The 16,160-nt window shown below is 38.3% G+C and carries 18 protein-coding genes; 7 read left to right on the top strand and 11 right to left on the bottom strand.

Features of this window, described 5'->3' with window-relative positions; genetic code table 11:
• Positions 1-93: 93 nt before the first annotated feature.
• The 6 genes from AC6IWN_RS14510 to AC6IWN_RS14485 form a co-directional block, all read right to left on the bottom strand.
• Entirely contained in the window at positions 94-717 is a 624-nt protein-coding gene (locus AC6IWN_RS14510; RefSeq protein ID WP_497988175.1) for a hypothetical protein, read from the bottom strand.
• An 11-nt stretch (positions 718-728) separates the two neighbouring features.
• Complete coding sequence (locus tag AC6IWN_RS14505; RefSeq protein ID WP_497988174.1) at positions 729-1,643, bottom strand: M56 family metallopeptidase; 915 nt, start codon at positions 1,641-1,643, stop codon at positions 729-731.
• A gap of 12 nt (positions 1,644-1,655) precedes the next feature.
• Entirely contained in the window at positions 1,656-2,021 is a 366-nt protein-coding gene (locus AC6IWN_RS14500) for a BlaI/MecI/CopY family transcriptional regulator (protein ID WP_497988172.1), read from the bottom strand.
• 120 nt (positions 2,022-2,141) lie between these two features.
• Positions 2,142-3,401: a hypothetical protein gene (locus AC6IWN_RS14495; protein WP_497988171.1), complete on the bottom strand. Its 1,260-nt coding sequence runs from the start codon at positions 3,399-3,401 to the stop codon at positions 2,142-2,144.
• On the bottom strand, positions 3,394-3,894 hold the full coding sequence (locus AC6IWN_RS14490) for an RNA polymerase sigma factor (protein ID WP_497988169.1): 501 nt from the start codon (positions 3,892-3,894) through the stop codon (positions 3,394-3,396). The genes AC6IWN_RS14495 and AC6IWN_RS14490 overlap by 8 nt, the downstream gene beginning before the upstream one ends.
• Before the next feature lie 67 nt (positions 3,895-3,961).
• A complete protein-coding gene (locus tag AC6IWN_RS14485; protein ID WP_497988167.1) occupies positions 3,962-4,234 on the bottom strand; it encodes a hypothetical protein in 273 nt (90 codons plus the stop codon).
• Between the two features lie 232 nt (positions 4,235-4,466).
• Here AC6IWN_RS14485 and AC6IWN_RS14480 point away from each other — a divergent pair, with 232 nt between their 5' ends.
• Complete coding sequence (locus AC6IWN_RS14480) at positions 4,467-4,970, top strand: shikimate kinase (protein WP_497988165.1); 504 nt, start codon at positions 4,467-4,469, stop codon at positions 4,968-4,970.
• 290 nt (positions 4,971-5,260) lie between these two features.
• Here AC6IWN_RS14480 and AC6IWN_RS14475 read toward each other — a convergent pair whose 3' ends face one another.
• The 5 genes from AC6IWN_RS14475 to AC6IWN_RS14455 all read right to left on the bottom strand — a co-directional run bounded on the left by AC6IWN_RS14475 (position 5,261) and on the right by AC6IWN_RS14455 (position 8,354).
• Entirely contained in the window at positions 5,261-5,656 is a 396-nt protein-coding gene (locus tag AC6IWN_RS14475; protein ID WP_497988163.1) for an ACT domain-containing protein, read from the bottom strand.
• 80 nt (positions 5,657-5,736) lie between these two features.
• A complete protein-coding gene (locus AC6IWN_RS14470; RefSeq protein WP_497988161.1) occupies positions 5,737-6,156 on the bottom strand; it encodes a threonine/serine exporter family protein in 420 nt (139 codons plus the stop codon).
• 1 nt (position 6,157) lies between these two features.
• On the bottom strand, positions 6,158-6,925 hold the full coding sequence (locus AC6IWN_RS14465; RefSeq protein WP_497988159.1) for a threonine/serine exporter family protein: 768 nt from the start codon (positions 6,923-6,925) through the stop codon (positions 6,158-6,160).
• A 213-nt stretch (positions 6,926-7,138) separates the two neighbouring features.
• Positions 7,139-7,360: a DUF3006 domain-containing protein gene (locus AC6IWN_RS14460; protein WP_497988157.1), complete on the bottom strand. Its 222-nt coding sequence runs from the start codon at positions 7,358-7,360 to the stop codon at positions 7,139-7,141.
• Between the two features lie 13 nt (positions 7,361-7,373).
• A complete protein-coding gene (locus AC6IWN_RS14455) occupies positions 7,374-8,354 on the bottom strand; it encodes an MBL fold metallo-hydrolase (protein ID WP_497988155.1) in 981 nt (326 codons plus the stop codon).
• 258 nt (positions 8,355-8,612) lie between these two features.
• Here AC6IWN_RS14455 and thpR point away from each other — a divergent pair, with 258 nt between their 5' ends.
• The 6 genes from thpR (at position 8,613) to uvrB (ending at position 16,130) form a co-directional block, all read left to right on the top strand.
• Positions 8,613-9,170, top strand: a complete 558-nt coding sequence (gene thpR / locus AC6IWN_RS14450) for an RNA 2',3'-cyclic phosphodiesterase (protein ID WP_497988154.1) — start codon at positions 8,613-8,615, stop codon at positions 9,168-9,170.
• Between the two features lie 25 nt (positions 9,171-9,195).
• Positions 9,196-9,660, top strand: a complete 465-nt coding sequence (locus AC6IWN_RS14445; protein ID WP_497988152.1) for a YaiI/YqxD family protein — start codon at positions 9,196-9,198, stop codon at positions 9,658-9,660.
• A gap of 98 nt (positions 9,661-9,758) precedes the next feature.
• A complete protein-coding gene (locus tag AC6IWN_RS14440) occupies positions 9,759-11,558 on the top strand; it encodes an ABC transporter ATP-binding protein (RefSeq protein WP_497988151.1) in 1,800 nt (599 codons plus the stop codon).
• Complete coding sequence (locus AC6IWN_RS14435) at positions 11,551-13,296, top strand: ABC transporter ATP-binding protein (protein WP_497988149.1); 1,746 nt, start codon at positions 11,551-11,553, stop codon at positions 13,294-13,296. Before AC6IWN_RS14440 ends, AC6IWN_RS14435 begins: the two co-directional genes overlap by 8 nt.
• Before the next feature lie 143 nt (positions 13,297-13,439).
• Entirely contained in the window at positions 13,440-13,997 is a 558-nt protein-coding gene (locus AC6IWN_RS14430) for a rubrerythrin family protein (protein ID WP_497988147.1), read from the top strand.
• A gap of 147 nt (positions 13,998-14,144) precedes the next feature.
• Positions 14,145-16,130 (top strand): excinuclease ABC subunit UvrB, encoded by a 1,986-nt coding sequence (gene uvrB / locus AC6IWN_RS14425; protein WP_497988145.1) that lies wholly within the window; start codon positions 14,145-14,147, stop codon positions 16,128-16,130.
• Positions 16,131-16,160: the final 30 nt, after the last annotated feature.

Here is a 16,160-nt window from a genome sequence, read left to right as displayed (position 1 = left end):
ACTGCTCTAAAATCTATGGAAGTTTTAATCGGACATTTCGAGATTAGCGTATCTGAGATTAACATAAAAGGTTCTTCTCCTTTTTTATGCAGACTATGGTTGAGATATTGTTTCAAACCAAATCATCACGTTAGGAATAAAGTCTTTACTGCTACTGCTCAGAACAGACCAATTCAACTGATGGTAGGTCAAACTAGGATTCTTAACTAGATAGTAATTCCGACTTGCACTAATAGCGTTAGGCATACGCCCGGACACTTGAATCAAATAGGGGTAGTGATATTTGTGAAGGGATTCATCAAAGGTGGTAAAGGTATAGCCCTTACCCGAGGTATAGGTGAGCTGTTCTATAAAAATGTGAGACATATTGCTTTCAGATGTCTCTGGTTTATAGAAGTGGACAATAATGACCTTGGAATTATGTTTTTTTAAAGAAGCAGAATAAAATTCGTTCCAATACTGTTTACCACTAATGACGCCATTATCACCAATTACGAACATGCGCTGGTGAACGGTATCCTCAATCGAAAAATTTTTAGGAATTGGGACGCAGCTACAAACGGTTACCGGATTCTTAGAATCATTATTGCTAGTGATGTAACCACCATTTGTAAGCTCTGCCATTGGTACGTCTTGCTTTGTTTTATGAGTATATGTACCACAGGATGAAAAAGAAAACAGTAAGATAGGGATTATAATATATAATAATTTTTTCATAAACACACCTCTTATGCGGCATTGGTTAGTAGAGTAAAGAAGACAATAACTAAAAAGCTAAGTAACATAACCAGTGATAATAGGGTCAATTTACGATAGGAGAGAAGTTGAACAATACGAAGTCTAGCCGGAGCACCTGAAAAGGCAGTCATATAGGAGTTACTTCCCTTGGTGTGGTTGATAATAGTATGCGCGTAGCTGAGTTTATTTTTATCTGATAGCCGGGAGTAAACAGTTTCATCGCAGGCTAGTTCCATGTCAGTGTAAAATAGTTTCAGATAAAACCATGCGAAGGGATTAAACCAATGAAGACATACGATGATCAATGCCAGCATACGATATAGGTTATCATGTCGCTTGGCATGAACCTTCTCGTGTAAAAGGATATATTGGCGATCCGGTTCTTTCAAGTTTGTGGGTATGAAAATATGTTGCTTAAACAATCCATACACCATAGGAGCTGTTAAGTCATACTGGTTATTTTTCACGGATTGTAGGGTTATGATATAGGAACCGATAACAAATAGAAGGAGTATGAGCGCTACAAAAATCCATATCCAGAATGCGATATGAAAGACATCCGCAAGTAAATCAGTTTTAAACTGGAACGGTTTTTGATAGATGAAATTGTTCTTATAATTGGTAGCGCCTATGTAATTGCTGGCTGCTAATTGAACATCTATATTAGTAGAAGTCATGGGTTTCCAGAACACAACTGTTGCATATCGAAAGCGATCTAGTAATTGAAAGAAGCTAAAGTCCCAGGTAAATGCAAATGGTAACAGAAAGCGTAAAAAGGGAACACCCCAAAGTATATAAATAATCCTCCGTGGAAGCTTTCTTATTCTACGAAGTATGACGATTACTAAACCTGACACACTTGCTAATAAGCTCATATTCAATAACCAATATATAACTTCAGACATAATCGGATTCCTCTACTTTGTTCTATGATTTTTTAACATTTCCATCAGTTCATTTCTCTCTTCTTCACTGATTTCTTTATCATCGATAAAGCTAGCAAAGAAGGCCTTTCGCGATCCGGAAAACATGCGCTCGATTAAACTATGGGTCTCAACCTTTGCAACGTCCTCTTTATGGGCTACAGATTTGCATGAAAAGCCCGGTTCACTGCGCTCAATGATTCCCTTCTTGATTAACTTATTAATAACGGTATATGTCGTATTCTTGTTCCAGTCATAAAGCTCCGAGGCCAAAAGCGTTAATTCCTTCGCACTAATCGGCTCATGCGCCCATAACAGATTCATTAATTTTAGTTCACTGTCGAATAATTTGATCTCCATATGATACTTCCTCTGTTTCAAAATATAAGACTATTGCGATAGTCTATGTGATAAGACTATTACAATAGTCTGTGTTTGTCAATATAATTTTATATAAATATGGGAGACACACCAAACATATTACTTAATTATCATGGGCAAACTATCTAAATCCTTCTTATCGATTAATGTCACACTATCCTTCGTTACACGGTACTTCCAAAAACTCTTTACATAGGTTGATCCGAAGGTGAAGCCCCAATCCTTTGTAAGTGTAATTTGATACTCTGAATCAGTAATCTTGTCAACTGAGGTTGTAAACTTAACATTTATCTTCGTATTTTGTTTGCCACCGATTTCAAATGATTTTACAAATGTTAAGGATGGGTTGGATGGAAAATCAGGGTTGTCTGCGATAACCTTTGCGGTAGCAAGCTCTTCAGGAAACATGCTGTTATTATTACCGGTGGGAGAGGTTGTTGCTGAGGCATAATTCTCAACTAGCCCGACCATTATATTTTGCAATTCGTTATTAATCTGCTGATAATTCTGTGTCGTCTGAACATAATTTATTTCACTCTTTCCGCCTGTTGTATCAAATACAGGATCGGCCTGTGCCTCTATTATAACTAAGGAATCACCGCTTTGATAATATAAACAGGTGTTAATGGGTGTGTTTGTGCTGGGATTCGGAAGTTCAATATAGGGTAACTCAATAGTTTTATTTTTTTGCAGCACTTGATATTTTTTAATGACATCATTCGTTTTCAAGTCTTTTGATGAGAAAGTAAATACATTAAAGCACTTTTGTATCTTTAACGAATCTGGATCATAATATTGATAGCTTATCTGAGTTGCATAAGTTTTTTTGTTACCAGCAGAATCTTTACGAACATAATCTGGATCTCCGGTTAAGGATTTATAGGCTATCGTGTAATTACCACTAGGCAAATACTGTTGAGGTACCGGTGAAGAAGGAGTGGAATTAGATGCGTTCCAATTAAAATTATCGTAATCTGAGTTTGTAATAAGGCTGGCTAAGTGATCCTGAAAGAAATAACCGTAGGGGATGTCGATGTAAGTACCAAATTCATTTTCAGGTAAGTGAATATTTGAGTAAATCGCATTCGGATTTATAAAGATTGGGCTTTGTATGGAGGTTGGTATAGTAGAATTGTGACCAGTAGTATCCTTAGTAGTTGGATCATTCAATTTCACATATATGATTAATGCAAGGATTAGGATAAAACTCAGTGTAACAATGGTAGGTCGCTGGCTTTGATAAAGGTGTATGATTGGTCTTTCCGTTTGTGTGTCTTCCAAGGTCTCTTTCAGATTATGGATGACTTCTTGCCTCGGAACCATCTGGTCATGCATTTTTTTATAAAAGTCCTTATTCATTAAAATACTCCCCTTTCAAAAGATTGCGCAACATAGCCCTCCCGCGAGATAGTTGTGCTTTAATTGTTCCCTTTTTAATTTTTAAAAATCGACTAATCTCTTCAATCGACATCTCTTCAAAATAGAACAAATAAATTGCAGTTTTATATTTCGCAGGTAGCTGAGTTAGGGCTAAATAGACGCTGTTTTCTGTATCGCTAACAAATTCGAAAACTTGGTCAGGGAGAGAATCCAGTTGCACTTTCTTTTTCCAGGAGCTGAAGGTAATCCTTTTTGAACAATTGATTGTTGTTCTGATCAACCATGCCTTTTGATGTTCCTGATCTTGAAAAATTAGATTTTTTCTGAAATATATCAAGAAAACCTCTTGAAATACATCCTCGGCATCACTTCTGTTATTGGTATGAGTTAAGGCAATTCCAAAGACGAGATTCGTATAATGAGAGATAATATCATCGATAGTCTCATTCTTATCCCTAGCATCTGAATTCATGTGTTACCCCCTCTCTACCAATAACTCAATCAACTATGCAAAAAGGTTACAAAATATATAAATTAATTTATTCTGACTGTGCATCAAATCGCTTGTTTCTGAAATAGAGAGCCAAATCTATGGATACCATAAGTACGTTAATAATGTAGAACACAAGAACATAAGTGATATTATGATCTACGATCTTTGAGAGAATTCCGAAAATGTATCCGATAAAGATAAATAATAGAAAAATAAGGCTCTTCCCCTTTGCGGTGCGGGAAGTGTAAGATTTAAAGAGTGAGGTTGGCCATGAGATACCAAAACTGATTACCATAATTGCTTCAAAAATTTGTGACATATTTTCCTCCGTCCTAGGTACGCAGAGTAATTTGAAACAAATTTATGTAATGGAATCACAGTGTGTACCGTTTTATGTTTGTTAGGTGTTAGTTTATTCTTGCATCATACTCTCACTGATACTATTTTGCAATGGATAGGATAAATTAATTATTTAAATAATGTCATAAATCGTAGAAATGCATCGCAAAAAATGATATAATCGGCTAAAAAGAAGGAAAGGACTATGCGATATGAAAAACATAGTGTTGATCGGTATGCCGGGCGCTGGCAAGAGTACGATAGGAGTTATTCTGGCTAAAGTATTGGGCCTTCAATTTATAGATTCAGACCTGTTAATTCAGGAACAAGAAAAATGTTTGCTAAAAGAAATCATAAAAAGAGACGGCCTGGAGGGTCTAATAAAAATAGAAGAACAAGTTAACGCAGAGATTGATGTGACTCATTCTGTTATTGCAACCGGTGGTAGTGTAATCTATGGTGAGAGAGCGATGAAGCACCTGAGAGATATCGGAACTGTTGTATACATTAGTCTAAGCTATAAATCCATAAGTAAGCGTCTTGGTAATATCCAACAACGAGGCGTTGTATTTCGAGAGGGACAGACGTTAATGTCATTGTACGAGGAACGTTGCCCACTTTATGAACAATACGCTCATGTGATTGTCGATGCAGAAGGTCTTGAGATTGAAGAGGTGATGGAAAAAATTGCGTCCGAGGTAAAAGATAAGATATAACTATGCTACTAAGGTATGGTTACATGACTGGACTAATTCCTATATATAATCAGAAATAAATAAGAGATGCGTTGCATTAATTGTAGATATGTTTATTAATGAGGTTCTGAGGATCTTAAATATAAAATTTATGAAACTAAGATGAAAAAAATTACAAGTTTTGTTCGATTAGATTATATCTTATAGATAAACAGAAATAAGAATGAGATTATTTATTAATTCATAGACAGGTGTAGCGTATGAGGTGCTCAAGTTCACCTCATACGTTACACCGTCCCTAGTATGTTTTTCTACTCTTGTATCTGGAATAATTCTTTTTCGGATTTCAGTGCAAGGATAGCAGTATCGATGTCGCTATTCTTAACTAATATGTAATCGGTATCATAGGTTGATATCGCAAAGATACTGATTTTATTATGAGCCAATATAGTGCTGATTGAGGAGAGGATCCCAATTAGTGAGAAATCCAGAGTGCCTTCCACTTTTAATATTCTCCAATCTTTTTCACAACGAATATGCTCCGGAATACAGTTTTGGGTGCATACCACGGATAGTTCCTCAGAAGTTGCGGTGATGGAGAAGAATTCAGACTTTCTAACCCAATCAGGAATGCTCTCCTCAGGATTTAGCCTGCATACACCGTAAGTTTCTTTTAATAACCGAAGGGTTAAAATATGATCTTCCATACTATTATCATCCTTTCCTTCATGGTATCTAGATGATACTTAATCCAGATATTACTTAATTTAGTTACTTCTTAATTCAACTATTTCTTAATAGACTTTCTAAATATCGTATCGACTATAAAAATTCCCAATGCAATCGCTCCGGCTACCTGTAATGTTTCATTAAAGTAACGCTGTGTCATCACATTATTTCCTTCGATAAAGCTCTGAACAATCTGATACATACCGCCGCCGGGTACCAGACAGATGATTCCGGGAATTAAAAATAAAGTGACCGGAGTTTTGAGAAGGCGGGCTAATATATGGGCGGTTATCGCAACAACCAAAGTTGCCACGAAGGTAGCTAAAACCTTATCATCGGTAACTTTTTCAACGACCAGATAGATGAACCAACAGAAGCTCCCGGACATTCCGGCATGTATGATATATCTCTTTGGCAGGTAGAATAATATAGAGAAGGCTGCCGAAGCAAAGAATGCACTGATTGCCTGAATTAACATCCTACCACATCCTTTCTATCATATGATAAAAGCCCATTCCAAAGCCCACACCTACTGCAATTCCAAGGGAGATGACAAAGGACTCCAAAGCACGGGCAGCACCTGAGTTATAGTCACCTTGTAAGGTGTCACGAATCGCATTGGTGATAGGGACGCCCGGTACAAAGGGCATGATCGATCCGATTATGATGATGTTCATATGTGTGGAAGGATAATAATTTACAAAAACTAAGGTCAGGAATGCCAATACAAAGCATTTAATCGCATCAATCATAAAGGTAGAGTTCAACTTGTTATCAATCAATCGACCGACTAATATGATAAAAAGTCCGTTTATCCCTGCAAAAACGCAGTCTAATAGACTTCCTCCGAACAGACCTGCAAAACCAATCATGGAGATAACGGAGGCAATGGCTATGGTTAAGTTAGAATATATTTTATTTGTCTTGATCTTCAACAGTATGGTATATGCGTCATCAATAGTAATTTTTCCATCACAGATATCCCTGGATATTTGGTTCACATCATTTACTCTGCTTAAATTATTGGAGCGGTTTGCAATTCTTATCACACCGGATAAAGGCTCCTTATCAGCCACTGATATGGATGCAACAATTCCGGTGGTGGTTGCATACACCTCCACGGATGATGCTCCGGTGGTTTTTAAAATTCTTATCATCGTATCCTCAACACGAAAGGTTTCGGCTCCGCTTTGAGCTATAATTTCTCCAGCCAGCATAGCGGTATTAAATATATCTTTATAATTCATACATTATCTCCTGAGGAGTATTTAAATCTTTTCTTTTATTTTATCACAAAGCTTGTGAATTTAACATGTATTATTAGAGTTACATATTCGAGTGAATGCCTATGTTGTCTCAGTATCTATACTCATAAAAATGCAGAAGAAATATTTTAACCAAAGGTTTTAATTGCCCAGGGGAATAAATATGCTCCTACAACAGTGAACGGTGAATTAAAATCAACGCTCGAATAAACGATTAATTTTATCGGTTATCTGTTTTTCTCGTTTACTTGTATTCTCTAGGTCTGTTTCGTACATTCCGTCCTTATTTAAAACAATACATTCTCCTTCTTTACAGCCGAGTGGAAGCTTGTATTTCGGGAGTTTAATAATGGTTTTATCTTCCTGTTCACAGAAAGCAAATTTACCTTCGATACGATCAATGACTAGTTTTTTCATAGCTGCCTCCTTGCTAGTTACCCTTGTTCAGATCATCCTTTTTGATGATATACGGAGTAACATTTTCAGTTAGATTGGTTCCATCTGTCCGAAATACCAAAGAGCCCTGGACGTCGGTACGAAAGATAGAAATACCATGTTTGATCATAGCTTGTAATGTTTTTGAATTGGGATGATTATAGTCATTATTTTTCCCAACACTGATTACAGCATACTTGGGGTTTACGGCATTATAATAGTCTTCGTTTATTGCATTAGCAGCACCATGATGACTTAGTTTAAGTACATCTGCATTTAGATCGATTCCGGTTTTCGTCATTTCCTTTTCGGAAAGCGTTTGAGCATCCCCTGCCATAATAAATGATACTTTATCTAAGGTAAGTTTAATCCCCACGCTATAGTTGTTTAGTTCCTCATAAGAAGAGGAGGAGGGGGATAATATTATAAAATGAGCATTGCCCAGGGTGTAGGTATCGCCGACTTTTGGTTGCTTTACCGAGATGTTCTTGCTCTGTATGGCATCGAGTACATCCTCATAGGTTTTTGTGTTATGCACCACTTTGGGCAAAATCATCTGATCTATCTTCACGTTCTGTATTACGGTATCCATGCCTCCGATATGATCACTGTGAGGATGCGTTGCGATAACATAATCGAGTTCTTTTATATTCTCTTTTTTAAGATAGTTTACAACCGTACCGCCTTGGTTATTCTCCCCTGCATCAATTAACATGGCATGGGAGTTATCTTTAATTAGTATGGAATCGCCCTGACCAACATCGATAAAATGCACTTCCATTTGACCATCCGTTTGGGTAGGAGTGATGGTGACTGGCTGTGTTGATGGTTGATTGGTTACTTGAGCAGTTGGTTGATACGATGGGGTTGAGGGTTGTTCAGTAGATTGTCCAAAATAGTTTACTGTTAACCCAAGTACTGCCAAAAGGGTGGCGCCTCCTGCGCGGAGGAATAACTTCTTGATTTTTTTATTCATTATATACCTCAATTCTGTCACTTGTTTTACGAAAGAAATTGTCGTTTCATTATATCCTTTGTATTATTATATTACAATGAAAATATAGTAGGGTATGTCTCCTTTCATTCTATAAGTTAAGAATGAGCATATGATAATGTATTGTTACAAGATATGATTTGAGATATAATCAAGATATTAGGGATAGGTACGATGATTTTATGTATAATATAGTAAAAATAAATTTTTCTCTATATTATAAAGAAAGTGGATGAAGTAATGAGATTATTTACCGCTGTTCTACTGGATGAAGTTATAAAATATAAAATAGAAGATACCATTAACCAACTTCAAAATATTGCAACAGGAAGTTTTACAAGCAAGGAGAATTTACATCTGACTCTTAATTTTATCGGAGAAACAAATCAAACGGAAGTAGTCAAAAAAGCAATTGAGGATGCGGTGAATAAATTGGGCTGTAGGTCATTTCAATTATCAATAAGTGGTATGGGAAGATTCAAACGCAACGAAGGAGATATATACTGGATCGGAGTTGGAAGGAATGAAGTCTTAGTGAACCTTCAATTACAGCTTGTGAAGGAACTCAAAGGAGCAGGATTTACTAATATTGAAGAGAAAGAGTATAAACCTCATTTGACAATTGGTAGAAAGGTGAAATGTAAGGATATCTCTTTGATAAAGAATATGGAAGCATCATTCACTCCTATGCACATGAAAGTGGGTAAAATCAGTTTGATGAAGTCGGAGCGAGTGAAAAGCAGAATGGTATACACGGAGATTTACAGCATGAAGTTACCGGAGGTAACTTCAGAATAATAAATGATATAGCATGGGAGGATTTATGAGAATATTGGTTGATGCAGATGCTTGCCCGGTTAAGGATATTATCGAAGAAGTTGCACAAAGTATGCAGATACCGGTGACTATGTTTATTGATACAAGTCATATACTGACCTCTGATTACAGTGAAATCGTAATGGTTAGTAAGGCACCGGATGCAGTGGATTTTGCGCTGATTAATCGATCTGTTCGAGGGGATATCATCATTACACAGGATTATGGGGTGGCTGCTATGGCACTTGGTAAGGGGGCATATGCAATCCATCCAAGTGGTAAGGTTTACACCAATGATAATATTGAAGTTATGTTAATGGAGAGAGATATTGCTAAAAAACAGCGCAGAGCCGGTGATAGAATAAAAGGACGTTCCAGAAAGCGCACTTCGGGCGATGATGAAAGATTTCGAGAAGCTCTGCTTCGCATTTGTTCCAAAGAAATCAATCCGAAGAAGGACGCAGATATTTAATTTGGAAATTGTCTTGAGGAAAGTTAATAATTCATAATAATGTGCAAGTGAGAGAGCATTTGTGCATGACCACAGAAGTAGAACATAAGAGGTAGAGTATGATACGTTTAGCAAGATATCTTAAATATTTTAAAGTAGAAATTATAATCGGACCGTTTTTTAAATTAATGGAGGCAGTTTTCGAGCTGATTGTGCCGCTTGTGATGGCTTCTATTATCGATATTGGAATAAAAAATCAGGATAAGGGCTATGTACTCCAAAAAGGCGGAATTATATTATTGCTTGGAGTAGCAGGCCTTATTTTTGCATTAATCTGTCAGTATAGTGCATCAAGGGCATCCCAAGGCTTCGGAACCAGAGTGAGGAATGATTTGTTTGCCCATATCAATCGGTTATCCCATGCAGAATTAGATAGGTTAGGAACAAATTCACTTATCACAATCATTACGAATGATGTGAATCAAATGCAGCTGGCTGTCGCTATGCTGATTCGATTAGTGGTGAGGGCACCCTTTTTGGTGATTGGAGCTACTGTGATGGCTATGATGCTGGATTTAAGGTTTTCCATTATATTTCTTATCGTAGGGCCGCTAATTGTGTTGTTACTATTTTTCATTATGAAGAAATCGGTTCCGTTATACCGCACAAGACAGAAAATACTTGATATCATCTCTTTGCTTACAAGGGAGAATCTAAGTGGATCCAGAGTAATACGAGCCTTCTCCAATCAGGAAAAGCAGATTAAGCATTTTAATGAAGTAAATGATCAGGCCTCCGATATTGCAATTCGGGTTGGAAAGCTATCAGCTCTTCTTAGCCCTGCTTCCTTTGTGCTTATGAACCTGGCTATTGTAGCGATTATCTGGTTCGGTGGAGTGAGAGTAAATATCGGTGGTCTGACTCAGGGTGAAGTAATCGCATTAATTAATTATATGACACAGATTTCGTTAGCACTGGTAGTGGTGGTGAATTTGGTGATTATTTTTACTAAGGCAGCAGCCTCAGGTGCCAGAATTAATCAGGTGTTTGATATGAAGTCTTCTCTTGTAGAGGGCGATTACAGTAGACAAAGTAGTGAGGAGAGTAATCTGAGTGCAGAATCTGATGTTTCAGGAGAGGTAAATTCCACAACATTTGGAGGAATAAAACCGCTATTATCTTTGAAGGAGGTTTTCTTCTCTTATCCGGATTCAGAGGAATATGCTTTAGAGAGAATTAATCTAGAGATAAAAGCTGGGCAAGTGATTGGAATTATCGGAGGAACCGGATCAGGGAAATCCACGCTTGTTAATCTTCTGCCTAGACTCTATGATGTGTCGGGAGGAGAGATTCTACTTAGAGGAATCCCTATACGGGAATATACCTTTGAGGAACTTCGTAAAAACATTAGCATGGTGCCACAGAAAAATGTGTTATTCTATGGTACGATTAAAGATAATATAAAAATGGCATGTCAGGACGCCACGGATGAAGATATTGGGAAGTCATTACGAATCGCACAGGCCAAGGAATTTGTCGACAAATTACAGGAGGGGGCAGATTACCTAATCATGCAGGGTGGAAAAAATCTATCCGGTGGGCAGAGACAGAGACTGGCAATTGCAAGGGCGATCGTAAGCGGTCCGGACATCCTTATTCTAGATGATAGCTCCAGCGCACTGGATTATGCTACGGATGCAAAACTTCAAAAAGCACTTCGTGATGAATTAAAGAATACCACGGTAATTATGGTATCACAAAGAGTGGGTGCAATTCGCGGAGCCGATCAGATTATTGTGCTTGATGACGGCAAGATAGCCGGTAGCGGGAAGCATGAGGAATTGCTTCATACCTGTGAAGTTTATCAGGAGATTTGCCACTCTCAATTAGATAGTAAGGAGGGGCATAGTCATGAGTAAAAGAAAAACCACCTCCGTATTTAAGAGATTATTAGAATATACTCGCCCATATCGTATCAGCATGATAATCGCTTTGATTTGTGCAGTGGTAAGTGTGGCCCTATCCCTGATGACACCGATTCTAATTGGTAAAGCAGTTGATCACATAATTGGAAAGGGTCAGGTAGAATTCACAAAAATACTCCCGATATTAGGGCTTCTGGTACTGGCTATCGCAGGAAGTGCATTATTTCAATGGTTAATGACCTTTTTCACAAATCATATTACGTTCAAAACAATTAAGGATTTAAGAAATCAAGTGTTTCAAAAATTGAATCAGGTTCCTCTTTCCTATATCGATCAGAATTCTCATGGAGATATCATCAATCGAATGGTAAATGATATTGATGCCATATCGGACGGCTTATTACAGGGGTTTGCCGGCTTGTTCACCGGTGTGGTGACGATCATAGGAACAATTATCTTCATGTTGACGATTAATGTAAGGATTGCTCTGGCTGTTATATTGTTAACTCCGTTATCTTTATTTGTGGCAGCCTTTATCTCACGGCGTATCTACCACAAGTTCAGTGAGCAGTCAAAGATTAAGGGCGAAATGGGTGGTCTGGTTGAAGAAATGATTTCAAATCAAAAACTAATCAAGCTATTATCCTATGAGGGCAGAGCTGTGGATCGTTTTGAGGAGATCAACCAAAGACTCCATGAATGTGGCGTTACAGCACAATTTTATTCTTCCCTTACCAATCCGTGCACAAGGTTTGTTAATGGTATCGTGTATGCAACGGTGGGAATATACGGAGCATTTACGGCGATAAACGGATTGATTTCAATTGGTCAGTTGTCCAGCTTTTTAGCTTATGCAAATCAATATACCAAACCATTTAACGAGATATCCGGTATCATAACTGAATTACAATCCGCGCTAGCTTCGGCACAAAGAGTGTTCGCTGTGCTAGATGAAGAGGAGGAAAGCAGCGAAGAAGGTCTGGCTCAGGAGGCTTATGGAGATGGAACAGTCAGGATAGAACATGTGGATTTCTCTTACAAAAAAGAGAACGAATTAATTAAGAACTTCAACCTATATGTTGAACCGGGACAAAGAATAGCAATTGTCGGACCAACAGGCAGTGGAAAGACGACGGTTATAAATCTCCTAATGCGTTTTTATGACAGTGATGCCGGTGAGATTGAGGTGAATGGGACTAATATTAAGGCAATGAAGAGGAAGGCTCTTCGCAGTTTATACGGAATGGTGCTTCAGGATACGTGGCTGTTTCAGGGTACAGTACGTGAAAATATTGCTTATGGGAAAGAGGATGCTACAGAGGAAGAAATTCTTGCAGCCGCTAAAGCCGCACATGCACATAGCTTTATTAAACGTTTGCCGAAGGGGTATGATACCCTTCTGACGGAGGATGGAGGAAATATCTCACAGGGTCAGAAACAATTACTATGTATCGCTAGAGTGATGCTGATGAAACCCTCTATGTTAATTCTCGATGAAGCAACCAGCAATATTGACACCCGTACAGAGATTAAGATACAGAAGGCCTTCGCGGCGTTGATGGAGGGACGTACCAGCTTTGTTGTTGCCCATAGATTATCAACGATTCAGGAAGCAGATCGTATTCTTGTTATGAATAATGGTCAGATTATCGAACAGGGCAGCCATGAGGAGCTCTTAACAAAGCACGGATTTTATGCACAACTATATCATAGTGTGGATAACCGGGGGTAAAAAAGCTGAGGTTGTGGAATAAGTATTAAAGTTTGAAAGTATGCGAATTATCATAAATAGGATAAGTATTTAAATACTTAAGATTAACAGAAACTATTATAGGGTCATAAGATAATTAAGGAATATAATTATCGGAGGCACCTATGTACGATAACAATGAAGATTATTTTAAGAAAAGCAATACCTACAAAAACTTACAGGATGCGTTTGCAGGAGAAACGTCCGCAAGCGGTAAATATGCGATTTTTGGAATGAAGGCAAAGGAAGATGGATATGAGCAGATAGGTAATATCTTTATGGAGACCTCAGGAAATGAACGTGAACATGCTGAAATCTGGTACAAAATCCTGAACGGCGGTGAGGTTCCATGTACCTTAGACAATCTTAAGAATGCATATTCCGGCGAGCGTCATGAATGGACAGAAATGTATATGAATTATGCCAAGGAAGCAAAAAGGGAAGGATATCATGATATTGCTGATCTTTTTGAAGGAGTTGCAAATATCGAACATCATCATGATGTAAGATTTCGCAAGCTGGCTGAAAATATCATGGATGATGAGGTTTTCTGTAAAAAGCAGAAGATGGTATGGGTATGCCTTAATTGTGGTAACCTGGTTTATGATGAATGTGCGCCTGAGGTGTGTCCGGTATGTGATTACCCGCAGGGTTATTATCAACTGAACTGCGAGAATTACTAATTTACTAAATCAGAACAAACATTCGAAAATGTATTGATTTTACATCCCTGCTATGATAGAATTATAGACATTCCAAATAGTGTAGTGCGTTATTTTTCCAAAAATGGATACACTGTAGTCTATACGAGTAGCAGGGAGGTTTTGTATATGGAGTTTAAATTGGTTTCGGAATACCAACCTACAGGGGATCAGCCGGAAGCAATCAAGGAGTTGGTCGATGGTTTCCGCAGTGGAAATCAGTGTCAGACATTACTTGGTGTAACCGGTTCCGGTAAAACCTTTACGATGGCGAATGTCATTCAACAAATTCAAAAACCAACTTTGATCATTGCGCATAATAAGACCCTTGCGGCTCAGTTATACGGTGAGTTCAAAGAATTCTTTCCGGAGAATGCGGTTGAGTACTTTGTAAGTTATTATGATTATTATCAACCGGAGGCTTATGTTCCTTCCACGGATACTTATATTGAGAAGGATTCCTCGATTAATGATGAGATTGATAAACTAAGGCACTCTGCTACCGCTGCATTAGCAGAACGAAGTGATGTTATTATTGTCGCCAGCGTTTCTTGTATCTATGGTTTGGGTAGCCCGATTGATTATCAGAATATGGTGCTCTCCTTAAGACCAGGTATGAATAAAGAACGAGACGATGTTTTGAAAAAATTAATAGAGATACAGTATGATCGTAACGATATGGATTTTAAGCGAGGAACTTTTCGCGTAAGGGGCGATGTGGTGGAGATCTTCCCGATCTCCTCTGCAGAAGTGGCAGTACGAGTTGAATTCTTTGGGGATGAGGTAGAGAGAATCCTTGAGATCGATATTCTGACCGGTGAGATCAAAGCGAAGCTAGAGCATCTGGTGATATTCCCAGCCTCCCACTATGTAGTATCACAGGACAAGCTGGCACAGGCAATTCAAAATATAGAAGATGAGATGATTGAGCAGGTTCGTTACTTCAAGAGTGAAGATAAGCTTTTAGAAGCACAGAGAATATCGGAACGAACGAATTTTGATATAGAGATGATGCGAGAGACCGGATTTTGTTCCGGTATAGAGAACTACTCTAGGCATCTAACCGGTCTTGCACCGGGAAGTGCTCCGCACACCTTAATGGATTATTTTCCGGATGATTTTATGATTATTGTAGATGAATCCCATATAACGCTACCACAGGTAAGAGGAATGTATGCCGGAGACCGCTCAAGAAAACAGACACTTGTGGATTTTGGTTTCCGATTGCCTTCTGCACTGGATAACCGTCCATTGAATTTTGAAGAATTTGAGAGTAAAATCAGCCAGATTATGTTTGTATCGGCTACCCCTTCGGTTTATGAGAAGGAACATGAACTTCTTCGTACTGAACAGGTAATCAGACCAACCGGATTATTAGATCCGGAGGTATTGGTAAGACCGGTTACCGGACAAATTGACGATCTGCTAGGTGAGATCCATAAGGAGCTGAATAAGAAGAATAAGGTGTTAGTCACTACTCTGACGAAGAAGATGGCAGAGGATCTTACCTCGTATCTGAGAGAGGTAGGAATCCGTATCAAATACCTTCATTCCGATATTAATACATTGGAACGGTCAGAGATCATACGTGATATGCGTATGGATGTATTCGATGTTCTGGTCGGAATTAATCTGTTGCGAGAGGGACTTGATATACCGGAGGTTGGTTTAGTGGCCATTCTTGACGCGGATAAGGAAGGATTCCTAAGATCCGAGACTTCTCTGATTCAGACGATTGGTCGTGCCGCACGTAATGCCGATGGGCATGTAGTGATGTATGCGGATAAGATGACAGATTCGATGCAGAAAGCGATATCTGAGACAAACCGAAGAAGACAGATCCAGCAGGCTTATAACGAGAAACACGGTATTACTCCGACTACCATTAAGAAGAAGATACGTGACCTAATCAGTATCTCCAAGAAAGCTGACACGAATATCAACGAGATTGAGAAGGATATGGAATCCATGTCCCGTCAGGAATTAGAGGTATTGGTGAAGAAGATTACTCAGCAGATGCATACAGCAGCAGCAGAGTTAAACTTCGAGAAGGCAGCAGAACTGAGAGATAAGATGGTTGAGATAAAAAAACAGCTTTTGGATTTGGTAAAATAAGAAAAAGAAGATAAGATAAACAGATTGGGT

The organism is Variimorphobacter sp. HTMS_6 (genome assembly GCF_059717775.1).
Note: the sequence above shows the minus strand (reverse complement) of the source record. Positions and strands in the feature narration are given on the sequence as shown.

Excerpts from the sequence above, each read along its gene's own strand:
- AC6IWN_RS14510 (WP_497988175.1), bottom strand. The coding sequence starts at position 717 with ATGAAAAAATTATTATATATTATAATCCCTATCTTACTGTTTTCTTTT.
- AC6IWN_RS14490 (WP_497988169.1), bottom strand. The coding sequence starts at position 3,894 with ATGAATTCAGATGCTAGGGATAAGAATGAGACTATCGATGATATTATC.
- AC6IWN_RS14500 (WP_497988172.1), bottom strand. The coding sequence starts at position 2,021 with ATGGAGATCAAATTATTCGACAGTGAACTAAAATTAATGAATCTGTTA.
- AC6IWN_RS14465 (WP_497988159.1), bottom strand. The coding sequence starts at position 6,925 with ATGAATTATAAAGATATATTTAATACCGCTATGCTGGCTGGAGAAATT.
- AC6IWN_RS14435 (WP_497988149.1), top strand. The coding sequence starts at position 11,551 with ATGAGTAAAAGAAAAACCACCTCCGTATTTAAGAGATTATTAGAATAT.
- AC6IWN_RS14460 (WP_497988157.1), bottom strand. The coding sequence starts at position 7,360 with ATGAAAAAACTAGTCATTGATCGTATCGAAGGTAAATTTGCTTTCTGT.
- AC6IWN_RS14495 (WP_497988171.1), bottom strand. The coding sequence starts at position 3,401 with ATGAATAAGGACTTTTATAAAAAAATGCATGACCAGATGGTTCCGAGG.
- AC6IWN_RS14445 (WP_497988152.1), top strand. The coding sequence starts at position 9,196 with ATGAGAATATTGGTTGATGCAGATGCTTGCCCGGTTAAGGATATTATC.
- AC6IWN_RS14480 (WP_497988165.1), top strand. The coding sequence starts at position 4,467 with ATGAAAAACATAGTGTTGATCGGTATGCCGGGCGCTGGCAAGAGTACG.
- AC6IWN_RS14470 (WP_497988161.1), bottom strand. The coding sequence starts at position 6,156 with ATGTTAATTCAGGCAATCAGTGCATTCTTTGCTTCGGCAGCCTTCTCT.
- AC6IWN_RS14485 (WP_497988167.1), bottom strand. The coding sequence starts at position 4,234 with ATGTCACAAATTTTTGAAGCAATTATGGTAATCAGTTTTGGTATCTCA.
- AC6IWN_RS14505 (WP_497988174.1), bottom strand. The coding sequence starts at position 1,643 with ATGTCTGAAGTTATATATTGGTTATTGAATATGAGCTTATTAGCAAGT.
- AC6IWN_RS14475 (WP_497988163.1), bottom strand. The coding sequence starts at position 5,656 with ATGGAAGATCATATTTTAACCCTTCGGTTATTAAAAGAAACTTACGGT.
- AC6IWN_RS14440 (WP_497988151.1), top strand. The coding sequence starts at position 9,759 with ATGATACGTTTAGCAAGATATCTTAAATATTTTAAAGTAGAAATTATA.
- thpR (WP_497988154.1), top strand. The coding sequence starts at position 8,613 with ATGAGATTATTTACCGCTGTTCTACTGGATGAAGTTATAAAATATAAA.
- AC6IWN_RS14430 (WP_497988147.1), top strand. The coding sequence starts at position 13,440 with ATGTACGATAACAATGAAGATTATTTTAAGAAAAGCAATACCTACAAA.
- uvrB (WP_497988145.1), top strand. The coding sequence starts at position 14,145 with ATGGAGTTTAAATTGGTTTCGGAATACCAACCTACAGGGGATCAGCCG.
- AC6IWN_RS14455 (WP_497988155.1), bottom strand. The coding sequence starts at position 8,354 with ATGAATAAAAAAATCAAGAAGTTATTCCTCCGCGCAGGAGGCGCCACC.